Annotated in this window: 17 protein-coding genes; 5 read left to right on the top strand and 12 right to left on the bottom strand. The window is 39.1% G+C overall.

Going from position 1 to position 25,693, the window contains the following annotated elements:
• Positions 1-120: 120 nt before the first annotated feature.
• The 10 genes from DRF61_RS15860 to DRF61_RS15815 all read right to left on the bottom strand — a co-directional run bounded on the left by DRF61_RS15860 (position 121) and on the right by DRF61_RS15815 (position 19,300).
• A complete protein-coding gene (locus DRF61_RS15860) occupies positions 121-2,535 on the bottom strand; it encodes an endo-beta-N-acetylglucosaminidase H (protein ID WP_111958786.1) in 2,415 nt (804 codons plus the stop codon).
• A 56-nt stretch (positions 2,536-2,591) separates the two neighbouring features.
• The gene (locus tag DRF61_RS15855; RefSeq protein ID WP_111958784.1) at positions 2,592-4,730 is read right to left on the bottom strand and encodes an endo-beta-N-acetylglucosaminidase H; all 2,139 of its coding nucleotides are present in this window, start codon (positions 4,728-4,730) and stop codon (positions 2,592-2,594) included.
• Positions 4,731-4,805: 75 nt separating this feature from the next.
• The gene (locus DRF61_RS15850; protein WP_111958782.1) at positions 4,806-7,130 is read right to left on the bottom strand and encodes a glucosamine-6-phosphate isomerase; all 2,325 of its coding nucleotides are present in this window, start codon (positions 7,128-7,130) and stop codon (positions 4,806-4,808) included.
• Between the two features lie 34 nt (positions 7,131-7,164).
• Positions 7,165-8,592 carry a glycoside hydrolase family 125 protein gene (locus DRF61_RS15845; protein WP_111958780.1) on the bottom strand — a complete coding sequence of 476 codons (1,428 nt, stop codon included), beginning with the start codon at positions 8,590-8,592 and terminating at the stop codon, positions 7,165-7,167.
• Between the two features lie 29 nt (positions 8,593-8,621).
• Positions 8,622-10,856, bottom strand: coding sequence for a GH92 family glycosyl hydrolase (locus DRF61_RS15840; RefSeq protein ID WP_111959019.1), 2,235 nt, complete (start codon positions 10,854-10,856; stop codon positions 8,622-8,624).
• A 118-nt stretch (positions 10,857-10,974) separates the two neighbouring features.
• Entirely contained in the window at positions 10,975-11,946 is a 972-nt protein-coding gene (locus DRF61_RS15835) for a glycoside hydrolase family 130 protein (protein ID WP_111958778.1), read from the bottom strand.
• Positions 11,947-11,989: 43 nt separating this feature from the next.
• Positions 11,990-13,276, bottom strand: coding sequence for an MFS transporter (locus DRF61_RS15830; protein ID WP_111958776.1), 1,287 nt, complete (start codon positions 13,274-13,276; stop codon positions 11,990-11,992).
• Positions 13,277-13,459: 183 nt separating this feature from the next.
• Complete coding sequence (locus DRF61_RS15825) at positions 13,460-15,079, bottom strand: SusD/RagB family nutrient-binding outer membrane lipoprotein (RefSeq protein ID WP_111958774.1); 1,620 nt, start codon at positions 15,077-15,079, stop codon at positions 13,460-13,462.
• 10 nt (positions 15,080-15,089) lie between these two features.
• A complete protein-coding gene (locus DRF61_RS15820; protein ID WP_174772327.1) occupies positions 15,090-18,011 on the bottom strand; it encodes a SusC/RagA family TonB-linked outer membrane protein in 2,922 nt (973 codons plus the stop codon).
• A gap of 410 nt (positions 18,012-18,421) precedes the next feature.
• Positions 18,422-19,300, bottom strand: a complete 879-nt coding sequence (locus DRF61_RS15815; RefSeq protein ID WP_111958772.1) for an AraC family transcriptional regulator — start codon at positions 19,298-19,300, stop codon at positions 18,422-18,424.
• A 485-nt stretch (positions 19,301-19,785) separates the two neighbouring features.
• Between DRF61_RS15815 and DRF61_RS15810 the strand changes: the two genes are divergently transcribed.
• The 5 genes from DRF61_RS15810 (at position 19,786) to fabF (ending at position 24,236) form a co-directional block, all read left to right on the top strand.
• Positions 19,786-20,205: an OsmC family protein gene (locus DRF61_RS15810; protein WP_111958770.1), complete on the top strand. Its 420-nt coding sequence runs from the start codon at positions 19,786-19,788 to the stop codon at positions 20,203-20,205.
• A gap of 462 nt (positions 20,206-20,667) precedes the next feature.
• Positions 20,668-21,273: a TetR/AcrR family transcriptional regulator gene (locus DRF61_RS15805; protein WP_111958768.1), complete on the top strand. Its 606-nt coding sequence runs from the start codon at positions 20,668-20,670 to the stop codon at positions 21,271-21,273.
• A gap of 11 nt (positions 21,274-21,284) precedes the next feature.
• A complete protein-coding gene (locus DRF61_RS15800; RefSeq protein ID WP_111958766.1) occupies positions 21,285-22,553 on the top strand; it encodes an acetyl-CoA C-acetyltransferase in 1,269 nt (422 codons plus the stop codon).
• Between the two features lie 10 nt (positions 22,554-22,563).
• On the top strand, positions 22,564-22,989 hold the full coding sequence (locus DRF61_RS15795) for a PaaI family thioesterase (RefSeq protein WP_111958764.1): 426 nt from the start codon (positions 22,564-22,566) through the stop codon (positions 22,987-22,989).
• A 2-nt stretch (positions 22,990-22,991) separates the two neighbouring features.
• Positions 22,992-24,236, top strand: coding sequence for a beta-ketoacyl-ACP synthase II (gene fabF, locus DRF61_RS15790; RefSeq protein ID WP_111958762.1), 1,245 nt, complete (start codon positions 22,992-22,994; stop codon positions 24,234-24,236).
• 179 nt (positions 24,237-24,415) lie between these two features.
• Here the strand turns inward: fabF and DRF61_RS15785 are convergent, their stop codons facing one another.
• Positions 24,416-24,796 (bottom strand): cupin domain-containing protein, encoded by a 381-nt coding sequence (locus tag DRF61_RS15785; protein ID WP_111958760.1) that lies wholly within the window; start codon positions 24,794-24,796, stop codon positions 24,416-24,418.
• Between the two features lie 33 nt (positions 24,797-24,829).
• Positions 24,830-25,585 (bottom strand): murein L,D-transpeptidase catalytic domain family protein, encoded by a 756-nt coding sequence (locus tag DRF61_RS15780; protein ID WP_111958758.1) that lies wholly within the window; start codon positions 25,583-25,585, stop codon positions 24,830-24,832.
• Positions 25,586-25,693: the final 108 nt, after the last annotated feature.

Raw genomic sequence — 25,693 nt, 5'->3', positions numbered from 1 at the left:
TATAAATTATTCTTTTTCATTAAAAGGGACAGACAGGAAAGTATTTTATACTCCCCGCCTGTCATCCTAAATCCCCTAATTTTATTTTTACTTTTTATACGCCTGTTGAGGATTCAAATTTTATTCTATGATCACCTTTCCCGAAGATTTCATCTTACCGTCTTTTGAATTGATCTTATAAATATAAGTTCCTGTAGATAAGTTCCCGGTATTAATAACCACATCATTCTTATTAATTTTTTGGTTCATTATTAATTTTCCTACCATATCATATAACGTGATTTCACTGGTAGATTTATCTTTAATGGTAAAATGAATATCATTTCCTTTTTTAACAGGATTTGGATAAGCGTAGTTCATGTTATTTTTTTCTGAAGCAATATCTTTTGTTGATAACGCTGCAGCACAGGCTACATCTGTTCGCCAGTTGGAAGCTGACATATTGACCAGAGTCGCAAAATGAGTGTTTGCTGTAGCATCTAAAGCCCCGTTTCCGCTGCCTTCGTTCATTTTCCAGTTGGCTTCAAGATTGGGAGAACCGGCCGGAACGTTACAGTTATTGGTAAGAATTTCTGAAGCGGTCAATGCTCTTTTCCAAACCCTGAATTCATCCAGGAATCCGTTAAGGGTACGGGAATTATCATAATTTCTGGCCAGATAAAGAATTCCGTTTGCTGTAAAATTTCCAGAAGCAGCTACACTGGCATCAAGCACTCCATTGATATAGATTTTCATTGCTGATCCATCGTAGGTTGCAGCTACGTGATTCCATGTATTAGTTGTCAATGCTGTAACACTGTTAAGTTTTACCTGAGCAGATCCGAAACTTAAGATAAATTGCAGCTTATTATTAGCCAGGTTCCCATCTCCAAATCTCAGCATTGCAGAGTTACTATCACCCACTTCAATTCCAATTACTGATGAAATATAGGGAAAACCGGGTTTGAAGGCATTTACTTTAACCCAACCTTCAAATGTCACTGCGTTTCCACTAAGATTAAATTGCCCTGCATTCAGGTATTGAGTACTTCCATTGAACGAAAGTGATCTTGCGCCAGGGCTCTGCACGGGAGCAAATCCACTGTTGAATGTTGACTCTCCCGAATATACGCTGGTGGTTGTTCCACCACATACAGCCTGTACTTTCCATACATAATTTGTATTCTCCGTTAATCCCGGTAAGGTATAAGAGTTTGTGGAAATATTCTGAACATCAGTCCAGGTTGTTGCTGCAGCTGTTTTATACTGTAAATTATAGCCGGAAGCACTTGCTACCACATCCCATGATACTTTGGTGGTTGTTCCCAAAAAGCTTTCAGACTTCATTCCAGAGGGTGTTCCACATGTACTGCCGGAATTAAAACGGGGAGCAAACAAATAGGTACTTTTTATAGTTGCTGAGCAGTTCGACTGTATTCTCCAGTCATAATCCGTATTTAGCGTCAGGTTATTAACCATAATATTGTTTCCGGAATAATTACTTGCAATGTTTGTCCAAGTAGTTGAATTAGCTGGTTTATAATCAATATTATAGGTCTGGGAAGCATTGCCTGTCCAGTTTAATTTAGCTGAAGTTCCGGTGGTATTAGTCGCTTCAAGTCCTAGAGGCGGGTCACAGGCATCTCCCTGGGCCCAGGAATAAAGCGGTCCGGTAAGCAAGGTATTTTCGTTGTACAGAATATTTGACCCAGTGCTTAAATAACTGGCATTATTAACTCCGTTAAGATCGTACCACATAAAAACGCCATAACCGTCATTAATTGTATTGGTTGCCAAAGTGGAAAGAGTAGCAGCAGAAGTGGACTGAGGATTTGAATTCTGTATCCATGTAGCTGCTGCAGAAAGCTTGGAATTGGTAAGAGGCGGTACGGAAGGCGCACTGTAAGTTCCATAATAGGGATTCCAGCTGTAATTGATATAATTTCCGGCTGCATCACCGTTGTAGCTTTGTCTTGAAGTTGCCGGTCCTAAATAATAAAAGGTGATCAGCTTATCCGGCATTGCTGCCTTTAGCTCCTGCAAAAGCATTACAAAAGAGCTGCTGTTGGGTTGCCCAGTCCCGTTATTTCCGTAGCCTGCATATTCATCGTCAAGATCCACCCCATCCAGACCATAGGTGTAAACGGTATGGGCTAGCTGCCGGGCAAAATCACGTGCAGCTTCCCGGTTCGGGAAATTGGAAATTCCGGCTCCCTGATGATTTCCGAGGATATCCAGAAGTACCTTAATTCCTTTCAGCTGTAAGGGGCGGACGTAGGTATTGACGTCATTCAGGACTTTTGTGACGTTATTGTTATTCGAAATATAGGCCCTGCTTTTGGAAACATCATAATTAATATTGGCAGCAAAAATAATTGCTACATCAAACAGCTGTCTGTTTGTGTTCTGCAAAGTATACGATCCAGCATTCAGCATATTATTGTTGTTCACTTCCACATAGCAGATCCCCACAGGGTTAAGTTGCTGGGCTTTAAGTATGGTTGCCCCGTGAATGACCAGTAAGATCAGGGCGGTAAGAATAGATTTTTTTTTCATAGTATTAATTTAGTTTCGGTAAAATCACCGGGCCGGAGCCCGATGATGATGATTTTTTATTTTATAATTAATTTTTCAGCTTGTTTCAGGCTTCCGTTCTGAGATTCAAACTGAATGATATAATTGCCTTCTTTAAGTCTTGAAAGATCATACTGCTGATCTCCTGCATTGATTGTTTTTGTTTCCAGAGGGTTCCCGGTAAGGCTATATACCGTTAGTTTTCCTTTATTATATTCGTCGGGAACTGAAACTGTAAATGGCAAAGATTTACTTGCAGGATTCGGGTATAACTTTATCTTTTTTGCTGTAACTTCTTCAAGACCTGCATTTTGGATTCTTGCTGTTGAAACTTTTTGAGAACCTGCCGGACAAGGCACATCTGTTCCCCAGTTGGAAGCATCCACTCCCGTTAATGTCAGAGTAATTCCGTTTCCTGAACTGTCCTGAACCGAAGAACCACTCCCTTCATTAAATTTCCAGTAGGCTGTAAGAGAAGTTGCCGGAAGAGTCACATTACACATATTCTGGCTGATTTCTGTCTGGCTTAATGCTCTTTTCCAAACTCTCACCTCATCTATTTTACCATTGAAATTCCTTGATGTATTGTATAAATATCCTACATTGAATGCTCCGCTGGAGGAAACGCTTCCGGTCTGGGATTTAGTGGCATCAAGAACTCCATTGATATAAATTTTCATGGCAGAACCATCGTAGGTTGCTGCAACATGATACCATGTATTGGCATTCAAAGCTGTAGCAGCGGTCAGTTTTTGCTGTACATTATTGATGCTTACCACAAATTGCAGTTTGTTATTGGCAATATTGGCATCGCCTAATCTTAAAAATGCTGAATTGCTGTCGCTTACCTCCGTTCCTAAAAGAGATGAAATATAAGGGGATACCGATTTAAAAGAGGATGGTTTTATCCAGCCCTCCAGTGATAATGCAGATCCGCTTAGATTGATGGTTCCCGCCGCACCTGATTCCGTGCTTCCATCCAAAGAAAGAGAGGTCGATCCCGAAGGAGCTGTTCCTGTTCCGCTGTTGAATCTCGGGGCAAACATATAGGTACTCTTTACGCTACAGTTAGTTCTGATTCTCCAGTCGTATTCCGTATTGGCTGTTAATCCTGATATGGTTACAGATGTAGCTGTTGTAGCTGTTGCAACATTCGTCCATGTAGTAGAAGTAGCCGGTTTATAATCTACATCATATGTGCTGGTTCCTACGGCTGACCAGTTTAATTTTGCACTTGTTCCTGTAAGATTGCTGGTAAATAATCCTATCGGGGCATCACAATTGGTTCCCTGTGTCCATGACTGTAAGGCAGTGCTTAAGATAGTCTGTTCCCCATATAATGTCTGTGTTCCTGCTGAAAGCTGTGATGTTTCATTGGTTCCGTGCAGATCGTACCACATAAATACTCCGTATCCGCCGTTCTTCGTCTGGGTAGCCAGGCTGGTTGTAGTGGAATTGGAAGTATTTCCCAGCCATACAGCTGCCGGAGAGATCTGTGCATTAGTAAGAGGCGGAACATTAGGAGCGGAAAAAGTTCCGTACATAGCATTCCAGCTGTAGTTGACATAATCCCCTACTCTAAGTCCGTTCCATGAAAGTCTTGAAGCAGCAGGGCCATAGTAATAAAAAGTGATCATTTTATCCGGCAGTAAAGCTTTTAATTCCTGTACAAGCATCACAAAAGAACTTGTGTTGGGTTGGCCGGTTCCGTTTTGTCCGTAATCAGAATATTCATCGTCAAAGTCAATTCCGTCTAACCCATAAGTATTTACAGTATGGGCAAGCTGCTGGGCAAAATCCTTGGCTGATTCACGGGTTGGAAAATTACAAATACCTGCTCCCTGGTGGTTCCCCAAAATAGTCAGTACCACCTTCATTCCTTTTGCCTGAAGGGGTTTTATGTAAGTATCTGCGTTGGTCAACACTTTTGTAACGTTGTTATTACAGTACAGATAAGGCCTGCCTCTGCCTGTATCATAATTGATGTTGGCTGCAAAAATATTGACGACATTAAACAAATATTTACCTGATGTCTGCAGTTTGTATGAACCTGCATTCAGGATATTGTTGTTGTTTACCTCCACATAGCATATTCCTGTAGGATTAAGCTGTTGCGCATTCAGCACAGGAATGGCATGAATGATCATTACGATCAACATAGTAATGGCTTTTTTCATAATGTTTTTTTAAGTTGTTTTTGGTATGATCTGAAATTTCTTCCTTGAAATTTAATTTTGCAATATAAATACAGACTAGAAAGCTCCTTCCGTTGACTTTTCCAGCTCACGGGCCGATTTTAAAAATTCTTCCACATCCATTTCTTTGAAAAAGAGCAGTCCATGGGTTGCCCTGAGACGCGGGCTTTCATTGTCGTAGAAATAAGGTTTTCCTAAAACCAGCTGAACATCTTTCAGTTGCTCTACCCAGGTCTGAATGGAAAGGTGACTGAATTTTCCATCGTAACGGTAACTCGGGAACGAAGCATCCACCTGGCTCATGTAGCTGTTGGTAAAGCTTTCATCCATCGTACTCATGGCATTCAGCGATACAGGGAAAATATGCGTGACATCCGCTGCATTAAACTGATACCAAACATTTCTGTACCCCCAGATTTTAATATTTGAAAGATCTTTTTCTTTGCCCCATTCCCTTACAGCTTCGGCTATGGCCTGCAGAACTTTGTAATGGGTGTCGGGACCGCTGCCTTCGGGGTCAAATGCCAGGCTGATTACGGTAGGATCTATCTCCCGCAGCTGTTTGAGGATCGGGATAACATCTCTTTCCCGGTTGGGTTTCTCCGTAAAAATCGCACCGGTATAAAACCCCAGTCTCAGATGATGAACATTTTTGGTTCTCACTCCGAAGTGGGCCCATACCAGCTCTTCTTCATATTCACGGATCATTCCTTTTAAGGTCTGGATCTTTGGCTCAGGATTTTGTCCGTCATAGCTGAAATTCACGGCAGTGATGATTTCACTGATCCTGGTTTCCAGATCCTGTCTGTTTTTGAGATTCCAGAGCTCAACAATATTCCTTACCATTCTGTGGGAAACGGCTCTCGATCTTTCGTAAGCACTTCCAGAGGCAATATTGATCAGGTAATGGTAGACGTCTTTATCTTTTTTATTTTTATATCCTGCTTCAAAAAAATCGGGGTACTGAAGCATTTCTATTTCATCTTTCTTCACAAAATAAAGAGTGTCATTCAGAATTTTTATCAGAAACTTATTGGTAACCGCCGTAAATCCTGAAGTAAGAACCGAATAATGGGATGCATTGGTCTCATTACGCGACTGATAGTGGATATAAGGCAGCAATCCTAAAGAAATATCATCGTGATGTGGTCCGGTATGGTAAAAAACTTCGCTGCTGAGCCTTTCTGTTCCTTTTTTAATTTTCCCGTTAATGGAATCAATGACAGATTGAACGGTATGTTCGCCAAGGCCGGGAATAAGCTGTGTATACTGATCTTCTCTGAGATCATCCAATGTTAGATGTTCCGCATATTTATTCAGCTTCCGGGTAAGGGACATGATGGCTTTGTCTGTTTTTTCCTGTGACCAGCTGCCAGAACGGTAGTAATCATCAATATAATCATTCAGCATACTTGCCGCTCCCAACGTGATATAGAATCTTCCATTCGGGAGCCCTGCAAGAACAGAGGCCGGATATATGTTGGATGGCGGAAGCTCAAGAGCATTTTTTATCACAGGAGCCTTTGCTTCTCCTGCCGCGAAAATAATAGCTACTGCATCTTTGTTATGGGTAATGGTTTCCAGACCAATGGTGATCACCAGCCTTTCCTTTGAAATTTCAATCCCTCCAAGATCTCCTGCTGCAACAGCCTGGGTTTCAAAATTGGTGGATGTAAGCCGTGTGGTAGAGTAAGGATCGGAACCTTTGATATTAAAAGCGATATGGCCATCGGGACCTATTCCGCCCAGAAAAAAACCTATTCCACCCAATCCACGGATCTTCTGCTCATATTCCGAGCACCAGTTATCAATTAAAAAAATAGATTCTTTCTGTAGTTTTTCCTGAGGATTCCGGGCTTCGCGGTATCTCAGCTCAAGGTTTACTTTATGATCCGGGAAAATTTCTTCAAAACCCTTGCCTTCTGCTAAAGGAATTTCATTGGAATTGATGAGCAGTGCATTTTCACGTTTCAGTCCAAAACCTTCAATATAATATTTGTTGACGTAATGATAAAAGCTATTCGCCTGTGATGACTGTATAGGATAAAATTCATCAATCTGAACAAAATAAAGTTCTGCCAGTGAGGGTTTATCCTGAAACATCAATCCGTGTTTCTTCCTCAGTTCAAGGATGCTTTCGTTGTCCCAGTTTTCAAGAATATGTTGGGTCCAGAAAATAAAATATTCCGGCGTTTTACCCGTGGGAAGACTGATGACTCCGGCCGGGTTTTCATGAACCCACTCCAGAAAGCGCAGGGCTGTAAGCATCCCTAAATTCGGAAAGTTATCTACAACGATATAGGGAACATTTACCTTATTGTTGCGTGGAACATCATTTAAAAATGACTGTTCTACGGGCGTAAAAGTTTTGTTCTTTTCCATTACGTTTTGTATTTGGTTTTATACGGGAATAACCTTAAGTCAGCAGGTCAGGATTCTCGTTAAAGGTTTTCCATAATAGTTCTCCAAACAATGTATTGGCCCAGGCAAACCATTCCCTGGTAAATTTCTTATCGTTATCCTTGTGGAAGGATTCATGCATAAATCCTGTTCCTCCATGAGTTTTCTGCAGGGTTTCTATACACCATTTTATTTCCTTCTTGTCATTGGAAGTAAGCGCTTTCATGATGATACTCATCGGCCAGATCATATCAAGACCGATGTGTGGTCCGCCGATTCCTTCTGCCAGTTTTCCTTTGAAAAAGAACGGGTTATCCTGTGACCAAACATAATTTCTGGTATTTACATAAACTGGATCATCAGCTTTTACAGCGCCCAGATAAGGAAGGCCCAGAAGGCTTGGACAGTTGGCATCATCCATTAAATTATAACTCCCGAATCCATTCGTTTCGAACGCATAAATCTTTCCATATTGAGGGTGATCGTAGATTCCGTACTTCTTGATGGCAGCGTTTACCTCATCAGCCAGGCTATTTAGCTGCTGGGCTAACATTTTTTCATTTTTGATCTGTGAAACCATTTCCGCTGCCTGACGTAAACTCACGACTGCAAATAAATTGGAAGGGATAAGGAAAGCATAGATGGTAGCATCATCACTCGGACGGAACATAGAATTGATCAATCCTACAGGTTTTGTCGGATAGCCGTAACCGCCCATTGGAATTCCGTCTGTTGCCCAGGCTGTTGTACGTTCAAATTTATAGGGTCCCAGATCTGTTTTTCTCTGCTGCTCTGTAAAGGTTTGCAAAGTAAGCTTGATTCCCTGCAGCCAGTTGTTATCAAAGGGTTTTGTATCTCCCGTCGTCTTCCAGAAGTGGTAAGCCAAACGAATTGGGTAGCATAATGAGTCGATCTCCCATTTTCTTTCGTGAGTGCCGGGTTTCATATCCGTATGATCATATTCTTTCCACTTGCTTATTTTATTTTCGTCATTATAGAAAGCATTGGCATAAGGATCTTTAAGGATGAATTCTGTCTGTTTATGAATAACCCCGGAGATCAGTTTATGAAGTTTTTCATCCTTTTTTGAGAATTGCAAGTATGGAAAAACCTGTGCAGAACTATCGCGAAGCCACATGGCATCAATATCTCCCGTAATAACGTAAGTATCCGGAGTTCCATTGATTTCTTTATAAAAAACGGTGGTATCTAAAGTATTGGGAAAGCAGTTTTCAAAAAGCCACGACAGCTCTTTATTCTTCACTTTCTTTTTAAAAGCTTCAATTGCACTTTCTACCGCTTCACTCGTAAAATGTCTTTTATCTTTCGGAACGCGGACTACAGGGAAATTTTCTACGCTTAATGTTTTTGCGAAAACATTTTGAGTAAACATCAGTCCCGCTCCTGCCAGTGCACTTGTCTTTATAAACTTTCTCCTTTCCATTATACTTTTATATTTCGTTATTGTTTGATCTATTTTACAGGCTTGCTTCCCATTACAAATTTCAACTCGCCACCATTCATAATGTCGCTGTGATTGATTTCCCAGCTTTTGAATTCTTTCCCATTCAGGAACATTTTCTGAACGTAGATGTTTTTATCGGAAATTTTATCCGCAATCACCGTGAAGGTTTTTCCATTTTCCAGCTTTAAAGATGCTTTCGGAAACTGTGGCGCCCCGATTGCGTATACTGGTTTTCCTGGAGTTACAGGATAGAATCCTAATGATGAGAAAATATACCATGCAGACATCTGGCCGCAGTCTTCGTTATTGACAATCCCGTCCGGTTTTGCCGCATACATATTATCACGGATGAATTTGACCATTTTCTGGGTTTTGTAAGGAGCTCCCGCATAGTTGTACAGGTATGGAACATGGTGTCCCGGCTCATCACCAAATCCCAGAGAACCAATGAATCCTGAAATATCTACATGCTGCTCACCGATCATTTTAAGTTCTTCGGTAAAGGTTTTGTCCAGTTTTTCTTCAAATCCTTTTTTACCTCCATATAGATTCATCATTTCATCAATCTGGTGAGGAACGAAGAAATCATACGCCCATATATTCCCGGAAACCCAGTGTGGCTGCAGTTTTTTCCAGTCGTTTAAGGTAAAGTCCGGTAGGAATTCTCCGTTTTTCTGCTTTGGCCAGAAATGGTTGTTTTCTTTGTTGAATGTATTCAGGAAATTCATAGAACGTTTCTTATAAACTTCTGCCTCTTCTTTTTTACCCAATTTCTCGGCAAGCTGCTGAATGCACCAGTCATCATACGCATATTCCAGCGTTGCAGAGACTGAAGCCCCGTTTTCAGATGGTGTGTACCCTAATTTGATATAATCATTAAGGCCGCCACCGCCATCGCTGCTGCTCATTTTATCCGTTAAAGACGCATCTTTCATTGCTGCAAATGCTTTTTCCTGATCAATACCCGGTACGCCTTTGGAAATAGCATCCCAGATTACGGATACACTGTGATAACCAAGCATGCAAAAATTATCGTAACCACAAAGTTCCCAGATTGGCATGTGATCTTTACGGTCTGTGTATCTGCTGATCAGCGAGTTGGCAAATTCTTTTGTATGTTTCTGATCCATAATGGTCAGCAAAGGATGGGTTGCTCTGAAGCCGTCCCAATAGGAATAGGTGCTGTAGTTAGTAAACCATTTAGTATTCATATTTTCCTGTGCAGCAACATAATCTCCATTGGTATCCATATACAGATTAGGAGCGATGAATGTATGATACACTCCGGTATAGAAGATTTTTCTCTGGTCGTCCGTACCACCGGTCACCTGGAATCTGTTGATTAGATCTCTCCAGGTGTTCTGAGCCGTTTCTTTAGCTTTTGCAAAATCTACGTTCTTAGCTTCGGCATCAAAGTTTTCCTGAGCACCTTCCGTACTTACAGGAGATAAGGAGACTTTAACCTCTATACTTTCATTTTCCTGGGTAGAAAATCTCACGAAAGCTTTGGCATCTTTAGCAAGCGCTATTTTTTCGTTCTCTTTTATTTTTCCTTCAGAATAGGTTCCATAGGATTTAAAAGGTTTTGAAAATTCCATCACGAAATAAGCAAAACGTTTTCCGCCCCAGCCGTTGCTGTAGCAGTATCCTTTGATCTTATTGTTTCCTTCTATGCTTACCAGCGTATGGTAAATATTCCCGAAAATTTTATTGGTAGGATCAATGATGACATTAGATTCTTCACTCTTTGGGAAGGTATATTTATGGAAACCTACTCTCGGAGAAGCGGTCAGCTCGGCTTTAATTCCGTAGCTGTCCAACATCACGGAATAATATCCCGGTGAAGCCGTTTCTTTGTCGTGACTGAATGTCGACCGGTAGCCACTTTCCGGTTTGTCCTCAGAACCTGGAAGCATCTTTATTTTCCCGACGGTTGGCATCACTAAAATATCTCCAAGATCTGCCCAACCTGTTCCGCTGAGATGATTATGACTGAATCCCATAATGGTTTTACTGCTGTAATGGTATCCCGAACACCAGTCCCAATCGCCGCTTTTAGTATTCTGATCCGGACTGAGCTGGATCATTCCAAAAGGTGTAGTCGCTCCGGGAAATGTATGGCCGTGTCCTCCTGTTCCGATGAAAGGATCTACCCATGAAAGAACATCATCCTTCCGTTGCTGGGCATTTCCCACATGAGAAAACAGGATCATTGATAAAAATATAAGCAGTTCTTTTTTCATAATCATAATAGGGAAATCTTAAAAATTTCTCAAGATAGGAGTTTATTTAACAATATAAAAACCGAAACAATGATTTCAACAAGCAGTGACCGGTATATTATTTATATTTTGAATCCGCTTACAGCGAATTCTTTTTCATAAAATCAATAATTTCAGAAATATATCCAAACGCAATGGCCACAACGGTATCCGCGGCTCCATAATATACAGTTACCTTATCTCCTTCTGAAAGGGCAGCACACGGGAAAACCACATTCGGAATATCTCCCGTAAGTTCATACAATTCTGCCGGAGCCAGTAAATAAGGCTTCGTTCTGTACAATACTTTTGACGGATCTTCAAGGTCAAGCAGTGATGCTCCCATAGAATAACGGAACCCTCTGCAGGTATTGATCACTCCGTGATAAAAAAGCAGCCACCCTTCATCCGTTTTAATCGGAACAGGTCCTGCCCCTATTTTTGTACATTGCCATGCACTGTCTTCAAACGGTGCTACTTTCATCACGCAACGGTGCTCGCCCCAGTATTTCATATCCGGGCTGTAGCTGATGTAGATATCTCCGAAAGGCGTATGCCCGTTATCGCTCGGTCTGCTCAGCATGGCATATTTACCGTTTATTTTCTCAGGGAAAAGAACCCCGTTTCTGTTGAAGGGAAGGAATGCATTTTCACACTGAAAGAATTCTTTAAAATCAAAAGTATAGGCAATTCCTATAGTAGGTCCATGGTATCCGTTACACCACGTGATCCAGTATCGGTCTTCTATAAAGGCAACACGGGGATCATATTTATAATCCGATTCTATCATTTCTGTATTTCCGGCTTTCATATCAATCGGGTCATGATTGATCTCCCAATTGATCCCATCTTTACTGAAACCTGCAAAAATATTCATCTGCACTGCTTTGTTATCGCAACGGAAAACTCCTGCGAATCCATCTTCAAAAGGAACCACCGCACTGTTAAAAATGCTGTTGGACGTAGGTATTGCATATCTGTTGATAATCGGATTTGCAGAGTAACGCCACATGATATCCCGGCTCTCTTCCGGACGATCCTGCCAAGGGATCTTTGCTGGTTGAAATGTCATAAAGTATTTTTACTTTTTTATTTAATGTATTTAATAAAATGATTTAGTGTTCTTTTAGTTTTTCAGGATATGAAAACGGAACCAGAAGGGTCACGACAAAAGCAGGTATGGTAGCAATAAGTACCCAGATAAAAAACATTTTGTAACCTACCCAATCACTGATCATCCCGCTGAACATTCCGGGAATCATTACCCCAAGATTCATAATCCCGGTTGCAAAAGCATAGTGAGCCGTTTTATGTTCACCTGGTGCGATCTGCTGCATGATGTAAAGCATGAGTCCTACAAAACCGAATCCGTAGCCAAAATATTCGACTACAACTGCAATTCCTACCGGAAGAAGTTCTGCCGGCTGGAAATAGGCCAGTAGTGCATAAACTATAAATGGAATATTAAAGGCTGAGCATAACCAGATTAAAGATTTTTTCAATCCTCTGGCAGCAATAAAGTAGCCTGCCAACACAGATCCCAAAATAAAGGCTGCTGAACCATAGGTCCCATAAATAAGCCCAATATCCGATGTGGATAATCCAAGACCTCCTGAAGTTCTCGGAGCTTTGAAAAACAGGGGAGCGATTTTTATCGCAAATCCTTCTGCAAAACGATACAGGATAATAAACAGTACCGCCCACATGATATTTTTCTTTTTGAAGAAAGAGATGATCACCTCCAAAAGCTCTTTACGGACATTTCCTGCTTTTCTGGTTTCTTTTTCCTGCTTATTTTCTTTCGGTAAAACAGCATAATGGTACAAAGCCAGGGCAAAAAACAAAAGACCATAAATTCCCATGATGATCATCCAGGCATTGGTGACTCCTTTGGTTTTCTCCAAAACTCCCGCGAAATAAACCAGAACTCCGCTGCTTATGATTTTGGCCAGATTGTAAAAAGCGCCCTGCCATCCGATATATTTTGCTTGCTCTTTGTTCGTTAAAAAATTGATATAGGTCCCGTCTGCAGCTATGTCATGTGTGGCTCCGCAGAATGCAACGACCGCAAAAAGAGCAATACTATATTTGAAAAAATCCGGCAGAGGAAGCGTTAATGCCACCAAAGCAAACAGAATTCCTATGGCAAACTGAGTTGCAACAACAAAGAACTTTTTTGTTTTATAGATCTCAAGAAAAGGACTCCATAGAGGTTTTAATGTCCAGGAAAACATAATAAGCGCTGTCCAGAATGTAATCTTGGAATCTGAAACACCCATATCCTTGTACATAATTCCGGAAACCGCATTAATGGTCACAAAGGGTATTCCCATTGCAAAATATAATGTAGAGATCCAGAGGATCGGTTTTACTGAGCGAGTTTCAGACTTATTGTTTCCCATATTCAAATAAAATAGTAAAGAAAAGAAGGCCTCTCAAAAGCATCATTCCGAATTGAAACGAAACTAAAATTGAAGAATCTTTAAAACAAGTGTTTATCCGATATTTCTCCTGCCGAAATGAAAAAATTAAATCTAACTTTTGAGACGGCCTCTTTATCTTTATAATTGATCTGCTTAAAATTATTATTTTTTATCCCACCATAACCTGGTTCCACCTGTATCGGGGCCTCCCAGTAATTGGACAGCTTGTGCATAGTTCAAAGTACTGTTACGGTATTTTGATGGGATAGGGATTCTTCTGATCATAGCATCAGTGCTTATCGTTCCCTGGCTATCATTCAATACATTTTTGAAGATGATTGGATAGCCCGTTCTTCTTTGTTCTGCCCATGCTTCTGCACCATCAGGATAAAGCGCAATCCATTTCTGGGTCATAATTCTTTCTAATTTTCTTTCAAAAGAATCTGTGGCATTCCATTTTATGGTAATAGTACTTAGCTGTGGGTTTCCCGCCAAAATATCATTAGAATGATTTTTGGGATCTATATAAGGGGCTTCTGTAGAGGTAGAATTATTTACATAGGCATCATAGCCTCCAGCCTTTCCCCACTCTTCTAAAGATACAGAAATTCCTTTGTTATAATTGGTTCCTGCATCACCAGCACCTGCATAGCCTCTTATAGCAGCTTCTGCTTTTAAGAACCATGCTTCAGCAGCAGTAAAAATTTTGTTTTTACCATTGGAGCCAGAAAAGTAATCTCCATTAGCAGAGATCGCAGCTGCCTTTGAGTAGCTTCCGTAACCCGGACTCAAATCCACACCTTGCCTTACTCCCACATATTGGTTTAATACACCAGCATCGGTTGCAGGCTGTGCATATAAGGAAATTCTCGGATCATTATAACCATTCATGTATGCCATCAGAGGAGCTCCGATTTTACAATCACCCCAAGAATAAATAATATCAAACAATGGAGAAGCCTTTCCATAAGAAACCAAAGCATTTTCTGAAGTATCATCGATTAATCCAGCAGATGAGGCAAGTGCTTCTTCTGCATATTGTTTTGCTTTTGCAGGATCTGCATAGCTGATTCTGATGGCATATCTCAGTTTCAGAGAGTTGGCCAGCTTTGCCCAATTAGCAGTATTCCCTCCAAAAACCAGGTCTGATTTAGAAATTACCGCTTTATCTTCTACTCCAATTGGTTTTTGTAATGCAACAATCGCTGCATTAAGATCGGTAACGAAATGATTATAGGCATCTTGTTGAGAGTCAAAATCTGTAATACCATTAGCTCCGGGTGTTTCAAATTTGCTGTAAATTACCGGCCCGTGAGCATCTGAAACTTTTTGTGCTGCCAAAATTCTTGAAATATTAAGAACTGCTAAAGATTGAGAAAAATCTATTCCCGGATAATATTTCGGAGCATTTAATTTGAAATTTTTGTATTGCTGATTAACATCTTCCAATTGATTGAGCATAATTCTTTCGTTCCAGCCATCCATCATAAAATATGTGGTATTGTTTATTCCTCCATTATAACGGGTTGCTGTACTGAAAAAACCACTGTACATATCTGCATTTAAATTAGTTTGCAATTGATAAATCCAGTTTTGAGGATTTTGCAAATTGCTTTGTATCTGTCTTAAAGGATTGGTAAGCAACGCGAAATCTGCCAAAAGCTGCTCGTCATAAACCCCATTGTATTCAGAATCTATTTCTTCAAAATTGCCGGTACAGTTTAATAAGGGTAAAAGTCCTATTGTACCTAACATTAATATTTTAAAATATTTATTTTTCATTATTATTGTATTAAAAGTTTGCTTTTACTGAGAAACCTATCGAACGGGTAACCGGCATACCAAGAATATCTACCCCAACTCCACCCGGGTTTACACCGGATACCTGTTCCGGATCGAATGGCGCTTTGTTGTATAGGAAGAATAAATTGGTTCCAATTAAGCTTAGCGTTGCATCTTTGAAATATTTACCGTTTATACTGAATTGATAAGAAATAGAAGCCTGTCTTAATCTTACATTTGTTGCATTATACATATACGCTTCATTAATGCCTCCTGAACCTCCGACTACATCATAATATGCTCTTGCATCCGTTTTTCCTGTGTACGCCGTTCCATTTGCATAGGCTGCATTGGCAATAGAAACACCTCCATTGTCTCGGGCATCTGCGGAAACTTGGCTTACTCCTTTTTTGTCATTCAAAGCCTGTGTAATCCCCAGTACTTTACCCCCGAATTTACCATCAATCAGGAAATTAATATTTACTTTCCCAATATTAAATGTGTTATTAAAACCTAACATAAATTTAGGATTGGGATTCCCTAAATACGTTTGTCTGTCTGCAGCCAATTGCGGAACTCCTTCTGCAGTAACTACAATCCTTCCTTGCGCATCTCTCAAGAAAGCAGTTCCGTAAATATCTCCGAAAGAACCACCTACTTTAATTCCGTTGTACCCACCACCAGTCAAGAAAAACGGTTTTACATCACCACTTCCTGTATAGAAACCGATTGGGAATACTTCTTTTATTTTATTTTTATTTGCAGAAGCATTTACAGCAACCGTCCAACCAAATTTCTTAGAATCCAATACTTTGTAAGACAAACTGGATTCGAAACCAGTATTCTGAATTTTTCCTGCACTGATGTCAATTCCTGCCAGATTGGTACCATATATACTGCCTCCTGTACTTACATTTTTTAGATATTGATTGGATACATTTGAATTATAGTACGTAAAATCGAAACTCAATCTATTATTAAACAACCTGAATTCTGTTCCCGCTTCAAACGTTTTGTTCATTTCCGGTTGTGGAAACAGATAGGCAAATTGTGGAAAGTTTACAATATCAACAGGTGCTGAGCTATAAGATCCTGTAATTACACCACCATTAAAAATAGGTTGTGGGTTGGTAGATGTAGGATCTAAAGCATTCCCCACAGTTGCGTATGATGCTCTTACTTTCCAAAAGTTAATAGCTTCAGGAAGCTTGAAAACATCGCTTAAAATAGAGTTAAGACCTGCGGAATAATAATCAAAATTATTTTTAGGGGCTTTTGATAATGTAGAAGACCAATCGACTCTATACGTAAGATCTAAATACAATAATCTTTTGTATCCAAAATTGGCACTCGCAAAAACCGACTGATCTTGTCGATGCGGGGTGTCAATTTTGTAGCCATTCCCCTCCCCATTCCAAGCAAGGTTATTTAAAGTAAAAAGATTGGCAGTAAATAATCTGTTGTTTTCTATATTGGTAATTGTATATTTAAGATCAGAAATACTTGTTCCAACCGTAAAATCAAAACTTAAATTATCACTGATTTTTGGGCTACCCGCTAAGATAAAGTCACTATACGTTGTGGTTTTCTCAATGGTGTTTTTTGATAATTTTCCATTGATACCACTCACAGTATTATTAGAAAACGCATAAATATTTCGTTGTGTGTCAGAATTATAATAATTATAATTTCCTCTTAATTTTGCAGTTAACCAGCTGTTTAAGGCATAACTTAAACTTGCAGATCCGTAGAAGTTTTTATTTTTGGTCGTAACAGGATTTTTGTTGAGAATCCAATAAGGATTTTGGGTTTCACTATCCTCAAAACCACCATCCGGCCTGATTGCCCACCAGTTTTGTGCGGGTAAAAAACGGGTATTGTTAAAATAGGTATAGTTATCTCCACTGAATTGATCAAAATCGATTCCTCTTGGCAACCAATATAAATTACTAATTGGCGAGAAGTAAGAACCCGGTGTTAATCTATTTTTAGAATCCTGCAAAGAAGCCATTACGTTGGCATCCAATGTCAATTTATCGTTAAGAAATTTACTGGAATTTCTATAGTTAATATTATATTGATCAAATGTAGAAGTTGGGATTACACCGGTATTATTAGTACTCCCCAATGAGAAAAAATTAGTTGTTTTTTCATTCCCTGCCTGGAAACTCAAACTATTGATCCTTGTAATTCCCGTATCGAAAAAATTTTTCACATAGTCTTTAGAAGCTCCTTTTGCGCCCCAGCTATCATAAGTACCTGTAGCTCCGGTAGCCGCATTATAAGGGGTTGACTGTAAATAACTGTTTTGTAATTTTGGTAAATTGTAAACATCATCGAAAGTAATGCTGGATGAAAACGAAATACTGCTCCTTCCTGCAACTCCTTTTTTCGTCACAATCAAAACTGCACCATTACTTCCTTGCGATCCATACAAGGCCGCCGCAGAAGCACCCTTCAAGAAGTTGATGCTTTCTATATCTTCAGGATTTATTGTGCTTAAAACATCTCCAGTGTCTGGCATTCCTGAAAAATAATCTACGTTTGGACCTCCTGTTCCTGTAATACCTGTATTATTGACGATAGGAACTCCATCAATAACATACAAAGGTTGGCTATTTCTTGTGGATTTGTCACCTCTCATGGTGATTCTTACGGAACCTCCGACACCACCATTGGTTTTATTAATCTGTACATTGGAAACTTTCCCGTTAATAGAGTTTAAAAGATTGGGCGTTTTTACTTCTGTAAGTTCATCTCCTCCTATTTGCTGGCTAGAGTAAGTAAGGGAGCGAGCCTGCCTTTTAATCCCCAAAGAGGTCACCACCACTTCTTCAATTTTGGTTGTTTTAGCAGTATCTGCCTGTTTTGTTTCCTGTGCGTAGGCAGATAAAGAAATAGCTAATAAAACCGGTATAACAGTTTTTCTCATAAGGTTAGTTTTATTAAGATTTATTTGAGAATCAACTACATTGCCTTAAATATTGTTTAGATTTTAAAACAGGATTTATCTTCATTTTTCTGCAACATTATATCCTATTCGCATCAAATAATTAAAGTTTTGTTAAGATTTAATTCACATTAACAAATCTAAATTTTGTTCACAGTCAGATATAATGCTATTTTATCATAAAACGATATTATTTTTTCATACGTTTTTGTGAAGCCGAAATTACACCCTGATTTACAGCATAGTAAGTAGATATCAGACTTATTATTTATAATTAATATGTAGTGCTTTTTCAGCATATTTTGATTAAAATACATTTGATTACATCAAAAAAATCCGGATACAACTATCCGGATCTTATGATTAAAATGTATTTATTTAATATAAAAGGATTACTCGATTTTTTTCACTCCTTTAAAAAGCTCTTTAAACTCTGTAGGGGTTGTTTTTTTAATAGACTTGAAAACTTTATTAAAATTGGCGATATTATTAAAACCAGCTTCAAATGCAGTCTCAAAAACCGTCAGATTTTTCTCCATGAGCCATCTTGCCGCATAGCTGATCCTGATTTCATTCAGATAATTCACAAAGGTTTTGCCTGTTCTTTTCTTGATGAACCTATTGAAGGTTACGCTGCTCATATTGATAAGGGATGCAGCATCATGGAGTGTTATTTTGCTTTCAAAATTCTTATGGACAAAATCATGAACAATCTTCATTTTATCATTATCGGCAAAGGTTTCAAGCTCTATACTGTAAGAGGATAACAATGTCTTGTCTTCGGCAATGGCCAGTTCATTAAGAATTTTCATGATCTCAATAAAAGATTCAAAACTGTTCATTTTGGATAAGTTGAAAAAAGAGTCTTTAAGCTTTTCTGCCGTTTCCTGAGAAAATAAAATGCCCCGGATGGAGTCCTTCATCAGGTTGCTGATAGGTTTCAGGATATTTTTATCCATCATGGACTGATTAAAAAAATCCTGATTGAACTGCACTGTGATTTCATGGGTTTTCCTGTTTTTGCATTTATGATTGGCCCAGCAGTGCGGAAGATTGGGACCCACCAACACCAGTTCGATATCGCCAATCTCCCCTGTGTGATCACCGATCATACGGCGGTATCCCTTTCCTTTGCTGATAAAATTGATCTCGATCTCCGGATGATAATGATACGGAAAATCAAAAGAAGCCTTTATCCGGTCAAACACAAGAAAGCTGTCCTCGGGAGATAATGGAGTTATTTCTCTCAAAATATTTTCTAGCTTGCTCATCTAATCTTTGAAAAAATTAAAGTTATTATTCAATACAGAACTTTTTACAAATTTGATAAAAAACCAATCAATTAATATATAATTTTTATTTTTTCTTTATTTTTAATAAAAACAGCAAATTAGAATTTAAATTAATGTCTATTATAAATAACAATAATGCTTTTAAATAATAGATGTATTCTGTTGATAATTTCAAAACGCCTTTTTGTATCTTTAGCTAAATTATATGAGGCGACGGTTATTTTTAGAAGCCACTATAAAAATCCAAGGCCATCAGTAGAACTTAATTCAGATATGACATTTAAAATACTTTTTAATTTCGGACTATGAATGTAGTATAGATTTTATCATGATAAAGTTTCAAAAATTACTTATCGGGAAAAAAGTACAATATTTAAGGCTTTTTATCCATTGATTCCGGTTTACAACCGCTCTATCTTTGTATCATCAAAACAACATATTAAAACAACAACAAAACAAACATTATGAGACGTAACGCAACAGCCGTTTGGAACGGTAACATCAAAGAAGGTAAAGGACACTTAACTACTCAAAGCACAACTTTAAACGAAACACAGTATTCTTTCAACAGCCGTTTCGCAGACGGAGTAGGGACAAATCCCGAAGAATTATTGGCAGCAGCACATGCAGGATGTTTTACGATGAAACTGAGTGCCGAGCTTTCCCAGGCTGGTTTTACTCCTGAAGAATTAAAAACAACCTCTGTGATCACCCTAGATCCAAGCGTTGGAAAAATCACAAAATCTGAACTGACTCTTACCGCAAAAGTTCCGGGACTTTCAGAAGAGGAATTCCAAAAATATGCTAAAATTGCAGAAGAAGGTTGTCCTGTAAGTGCAGCTTTCAATTTCGAAATTACTTTGAGTGCTACTTTAACTCAATAACAGCAAAATTCTTATTGAACCATTAAGATTTTTTTTAAGTGATTAAGGAAGGTTAAGAATATCAAACAATATTTTTAAGTAAACTGCTTCTATCCGCTGGCAGATTCTTGATTAATCTTACTGCTTAAAAGATCTTAATGGTTTATTTTTTTGGTGAAAACATTTTATCTGAAATTCTCAAATTAAGCAGAAAAGTTTTTCCCACAGATCACAAAGATTACACAGATTTTTTTATTAGACTTCAATAGATTATGAAAATCAAAGATTTTCAAAAAACTTAAGTGATCTTCTTTAGCACAATGATTTTAAACTTTAGATCAACTTAAGTGTCTTAAAACTTTTGTTCCTTTTGTAGCAGAACCTTTTCAGTAGCATATTTGTTAAAGTAAAGCACACAATTTCAAAACAAAATATACCAATCGGTATATTTTATGTATATTTGCAGTATATTAAATACTTAAAATGTCAAAAGCAGAAAAGACCAAACAGTTTATTATTGAGAAAACAGCTTCTTTGTTCAATACCAAGGGTTATCTGTCTACATCTTTATCTGACATTACTGAAGCTACGGGCCTTACCAAAGGCAGTATCTACGGAAACTTTGACAATAAGGATCAGGTTGCGCTTGAAGTTTACAAATACAACTCCAGTCTTCTGTCTAAAAGTATGGCCAGATCTTTAGGAGAGGAATTTCCAACTACGATTGATAAGTTAAATGCTTTTGTCAGTTTTTACCGTAAAAACTGGAAAGCAGTCTTTGAAAATGGAGGCTGCCCTCTGATGAATGCCGCCACCGAAGCTGATGATACCTTCCCCAGCCTGAAGAAACAGGTGACCCAATCGTTTGAAGGCTGGATCAAAAAAATAACAGCCGTCATTATTGAGGGGCAGAAAACAGGAGAAATACACCCGGATATCGATGCTGACGCATACGGGTCACTATTTATTATGCTCATTGAGGGCGGAATTCTTCTTTCCAAAACAACAGAAGATGAAAAATACTTAAACCTGGCTTTAGACAGAATATTATTCATGATCGATAAAGAGCTAAAAATACTTCCATCATAAAACTTTTCAATATGGAAACAAAAAAAGTGGCCATTGTAGGATACAGCAGAATTCCTTTTGCCAGAATTAATACAGCCTATGCAGACCTGGATAACCAGGAGCTTCTGGAAGCGTCTCTCAACGGACTGATTAACAAATATCATTTACAGGGAAAACTCTTAGGCGAGGTAGCTGGAGGTGCCGTTATCAAACATATTTCAGAGAGCAACCTCATCAGAGAAACAGTGATGAATACTGCGCTTGATCCTGCTACTCCAGCATGTGATCTTCAGCAAGCCTGTGATACCGGAATTGAGGCAGCCGTATACATTGGAAATAAAATTGCGTTGGGACAGATAGAAAGTGGAATTGCCTGTGGCGTTGAAGCAATGAGTAATATTCCGTTTGAATCCGCACCGAGATTAAGGAAAGCCTTGTTAAAAGCCAATAAAGAAAAATCAGTATTTAAAAAACTTAAACAACTGTTAAGTCCAAAGTTGAAAGACTGGATGCCTATTCCTTACAGAGGACAGGAACCGAAAACCGGTCTGGTGATGGGTGGGCATACGGAAATTACAGCAAAATATTACCAGATTTCCCGTGAGGAGCAGGATGAATTGGCATTCAAAAGTCACAGAAACATGGCCAAAGCTTATGATGAAGGATTTTTTGATGATATGATCATTCCCGCTTTCGGCTTAGATAAAGACAATAATCTTCGCAGAGATACCAGCCTTGAAAAACTTTCACAGCTGAAGCCTGCTTTTGATAAAGAGAACGGAACTCTGACTGCCGGAAATTCAACTCCTTTTACAGACGGCGCTTCTGCCGTACTTCTGGCCAGTGAAGAATGGGCCAATGCCAATGGTCTTCCTGTTTTAGCCTATATTACTTTCTCAGAAGTGGCAGGAATTGAATATGTAGAAAACAAACAAAATCTACTTCTTGCCCCTGTTTTTGCAGCAGACAGAATGCTTAAAAAGGCAGGAATGAGTCTGGAAGATTTTGATTATTATGAAATTCATGAAGCTTTTGCCGCACAGGTCCTTGCCACCATCAAGATATGGGAAAATGATGATCTTGCTAAAAAATTCGGACTGGAAAAAGCACTGGGGAAAATTGACAGGGATAAACTGAATGTAAAAGGTGGAAGCCTTGCAGTAGCACACCCTTTTGCAGCTACCGGCGGAAGAATAATCGGTACCTTAGCAAAACTCCTCCACGAAAAGGGCAGTGGGAAAGGCTTCATCTCTATTTGTGCTGCGCGCGGACAGGGTGTAACTATGATTTTAGAAAAGTAAAAAGAAAAATATGGACAGATTAACACAACTGCAGCAATTCATTGGAAAGGAATTTGACCAATCGCCATCTCCGTTTATGAAATGGCTCAACCCTATTGTAGTTTCTGCAGAAGAAGGACATCTTGAATTCCAATATACCGTGAGACCGGAATGGCTTAACCTGATCGGAAACCTTCATGGCGGTGTCACTGCAGCCATCGTTGACGACATTATTGGAGCCACAATGTTCTCCCTGAACGAAAATTCTTTCATAACGACCATCAATAATGTGATCGATTATTTTTCAACTGCAAAAGAAAATGATAATATTGTAGCCGAAACGAAAATTATAAAAAGAGGCAGGCAGTTTGTCAATGCACAATGCGAAATATGGAACGCAGACAAAACAAGACTGATTGCCAGGGGAACCTCTAATCTATTCAAAATTAATAACTAAGTATGAAAAGAGTTGTCATTACAGGACTGGGCGCGGTAACGCCTTTGGGGAACAATGTCGAAGATTTTTGGCAAAATAGCATTAACGGTGTCAGTGGAGCAGGTATAATTACCCATTTTGATTCAGAGAAATTTAAAGTGCACTTCGCCTGTGAAGTGAAAAACTTTGATCCGAAAGTATACCTGACCCATAATGAAATAAAAAGGAGTGACCTATTTTCACAATATGCAATGTATGCTTCTACTGAAGCAATTCAGGATTCGGGGCTCGAATTCGAGAAAATGGACCCATTCGATACGGGTGTGATCTGGGGAACCGGACAAGGCGGCATGATCACATTTGAAACTGAGGTTATGAATTTTGCAGACGGAGACGGAACGCCAAAATTCAATCCTTTCTTTGTTCCTAAATTTATTGCCAATATGGCTTCAGGAATGATCTCTATGAAATTCGGACTGCAGGGAATCAATTATACAACCATTTCAGCCTGTGCAACAGGAAACACCGCATTGATGGATGCGTTCAACTATATCCGTCTTGGAAAAGCTAAAGTGATTGTGAGCGGCGGTTCTGAAGCAGCTATTACGCCTGCTTCTGTGGGTGGTTTCTCAGTTATGAAAGCAATGTCCACCAGAAATGATGATTTCGCCACAGCAAGCCGTCCTTACGATGCAGACAGAGACGGTTTTGTCATGGGTGAAGGTGCCGGCGCTTTGATCCTTGAAGAGTATGAGCATGCCAAAGCAAGAGGAGCCAAAATTTATGCTGAACTGGCTGGTGCTGCTATGACCGCAGATGCGTATCATATGACTGCACCTCATCCGGAGGGAGTCAGTGCCATTAAAGCCATGCAGCTGGCTATGAAAGAAGCTGGTGCCAATATTGAAGATCTTGATTATCTGAACCCTCATGCTACTTCCACTCCGCTTGGAGATCTGGTAGAGTTGAAAGCGATCAGTACATTATTCGGAGGAAATAAAAATCTTGATATCAGTGCTACAAAATCCATGACAGGGCATTTACTGGGTGCTGCAGGCGCCGCAGAAGCCATCCTTTCTATCAAGGCTGTGGAAAAAGGAATTATCCCTCCTACTATCAATCTTCATCATATTGATGAAAGCATTCCGAAAGATGTAAATATCGTTTTTGGGGAAGCTAAAGAAAAGGATATTAATTTCGCGTTAAGCAATGCCTTTGGATTTGGAGGACATAATGCGAGTTTGGTTTTTAAAAAATTCAACGGTTAATTGAATGGTTTTTAATTTACAGGTTTAACAGAATCTGCTTAATTATCCCTGACAAGGATAAAACCAAAATCAGTAACCCAAATTCAGGTTAAATAACAACAAAAGCAGTCAAAATTGACTGCTTTTTGCCTTTCATTCTTTTTTTAAGAAATTTATTACTTTCTTAAATGACAGATCTTTTACTCAGAATCTTGTATAAAAAAATCATCCGCATTGTCTGTCATTGGAATATATAACCTTTCCCATTGTTCACCTTCTTCTATTTTCCAACTGTGCCCCTCGCCTTCTACATCTTCTGCTAAAAGGATAATTCCCGGTTCGATAAGGAATGTGGAACCATTACTCACTTTAAACCTGATCTTGCCTTTCAGCGTTACCACATATTGCTTTCGCGGGGCAGTGTGCACCTCTTTTTCCCACTCTTCAGTGGTCGTACTTATCCAAAAAGCGGTTGTGTTCATCTGCTTCAAAGTAGGAATTCTTCCTATTTCGAAATTACTGGTCCCATCAGGACTATTCACGAGCCTTACGGCAGGAACAGAATCACTTGTGCTTTTCAAATTATACTATTTTTATACAATAATTACTCTGAATTAAGACCTCAGCCATTCCGAAGAAGAAAGGTATTTCTGATCGGGATAATAAATAAAAAGGCAATTTCGCCCTTTTATGGTATTAATGATTGGCTGCGTCAATGCTTTCGGAACCGCCGGACATCCCCAGCTTCTTCCTATTCTTTTGTGCATGGATGCAAACTCGTCGCTTACATAATCTGCTCCGTGCATCACGATAGCTCTTCTGTAGGCGGCATCATTAAAACCTTTATCCATCCCCAACAATTTCAAAGAATATCCGTTGTCTCCCTGGTAAGTAGCATCTGTGATATAAAATCCTAAGCTGCTCTGCAGCGAACTTTCCGTATTAGAAAAATTCGACGCAAATTCTTCGCCTGTATTTTTTCCGTGTGCTACCAGTGAATTGAACAGTACCTTTTTCTCATTGGTATCAATTACCCAAAGTCTTTTTGTATTCGAAGACATAGAAAAATCGCAGATAGTCAATAAATGCGAGTCTTGGTTCAGCAATCCTGCTTTTTTTAAATTTTCAAAACCTGTCAATGCTTTTGCGAAAACTTCGTAATTCAGTTCATGTTCAGGGTCAAATGGAATTGATTTGTACAATTCTTCTGACGAAGATGCTGTACCAGCGGTCTTCTCAGATTTCGTTTCTGCTACTTTTACAATTTTTGCTGTATTGACATTCTCATTCTTTACTGCCTTTCCCGGCGAAAGATAGAATGAAGTCGTGACCATATACACCAGGCCTAATACACTATAAATTCCTTTCATTCAATAATATTAAATTCCAAATTAGTGAGGCAAAATTATAAAAACATAATTACCAGACACTTATAAGTCTACAAAGTTTAACTGAATTTAAGAAACTTTAACGTCCTG

Origin of the sequence: Chryseobacterium lathyri (assembly GCF_003290185.1) — a bacterium.
In the GTDB taxonomy this organism is placed as follows: Bacteria; Bacteroidota; Bacteroidia; order Flavobacteriales; family Weeksellaceae; genus Chryseobacterium; species Chryseobacterium lathyri.
This window is presented reverse-complemented; position numbering and strand designations above follow the sequence as displayed.

What these genes read in the sequence shown, in the direction of transcription:
- DRF61_RS15860 (WP_111958786.1), bottom strand. Translation starts at nt 2,535, where the DNA reads ATGAAAAAAAAATCTATTCTTACCGCCCTGATCTTACTGGTCATTCAC.
- DRF61_RS15855 (WP_111958784.1), bottom strand. Translation starts at nt 4,730, where the DNA reads ATGAAAAAAGCCATTACTATGTTGATCGTAATGATCATTCATGCCATT.
- DRF61_RS15850 (WP_111958782.1), bottom strand. Translation starts at nt 7,130, where the DNA reads ATGGAAAAGAACAAAACTTTTACGCCCGTAGAACAGTCATTTTTAAAT.
- DRF61_RS15845 (WP_111958780.1), bottom strand. Translation starts at nt 8,592, where the DNA reads ATGGAAAGGAGAAAGTTTATAAAGACAAGTGCACTGGCAGGAGCGGGA.
- DRF61_RS15840 (WP_111959019.1), bottom strand. Translation starts at nt 10,856, where the DNA reads ATGAAAAAAGAACTGCTTATATTTTTATCAATGATCCTGTTTTCTCAT.
- DRF61_RS15835 (WP_111958778.1), bottom strand. Translation starts at nt 11,946, where the DNA reads ATGACATTTCAACCAGCAAAGATCCCTTGGCAGGATCGTCCGGAAGAG.
- DRF61_RS15830 (WP_111958776.1), bottom strand. Translation starts at nt 13,276, where the DNA reads ATGGGAAACAATAAGTCTGAAACTCGCTCAGTAAAACCGATCCTCTGG.
- DRF61_RS15825 (WP_111958774.1), bottom strand. Translation starts at nt 15,079, where the DNA reads ATGAAAAATAAATATTTTAAAATATTAATGTTAGGTACAATAGGACTT.
- DRF61_RS15820 (WP_174772327.1), bottom strand. Translation starts at nt 18,011, where the DNA reads ATGAGAAAAACTGTTATACCGGTTTTATTAGCTATTTCTTTATCTGCC.
- DRF61_RS15815 (WP_111958772.1), bottom strand. Translation starts at nt 19,300, where the DNA reads ATGAGCAAGCTAGAAAATATTTTGAGAGAAATAACTCCATTATCTCCC.
- DRF61_RS15810 (WP_111958770.1), top strand. Translation starts at nt 19,786, where the DNA reads ATGAGACGTAACGCAACAGCCGTTTGGAACGGTAACATCAAAGAAGGT.
- DRF61_RS15805 (WP_111958768.1), top strand. Translation starts at nt 20,668, where the DNA reads ATGTCAAAAGCAGAAAAGACCAAACAGTTTATTATTGAGAAAACAGCT.
- DRF61_RS15800 (WP_111958766.1), top strand. Translation starts at nt 21,285, where the DNA reads ATGGAAACAAAAAAAGTGGCCATTGTAGGATACAGCAGAATTCCTTTT.
- DRF61_RS15795 (WP_111958764.1), top strand. Translation starts at nt 22,564, where the DNA reads ATGGACAGATTAACACAACTGCAGCAATTCATTGGAAAGGAATTTGAC.
- fabF (WP_111958762.1), top strand. Translation starts at nt 22,992, where the DNA reads ATGAAAAGAGTTGTCATTACAGGACTGGGCGCGGTAACGCCTTTGGGG.
- DRF61_RS15780 (WP_111958758.1), bottom strand. Translation starts at nt 25,585, where the DNA reads ATGAAAGGAATTTATAGTGTATTAGGCCTGGTGTATATGGTCACGACT.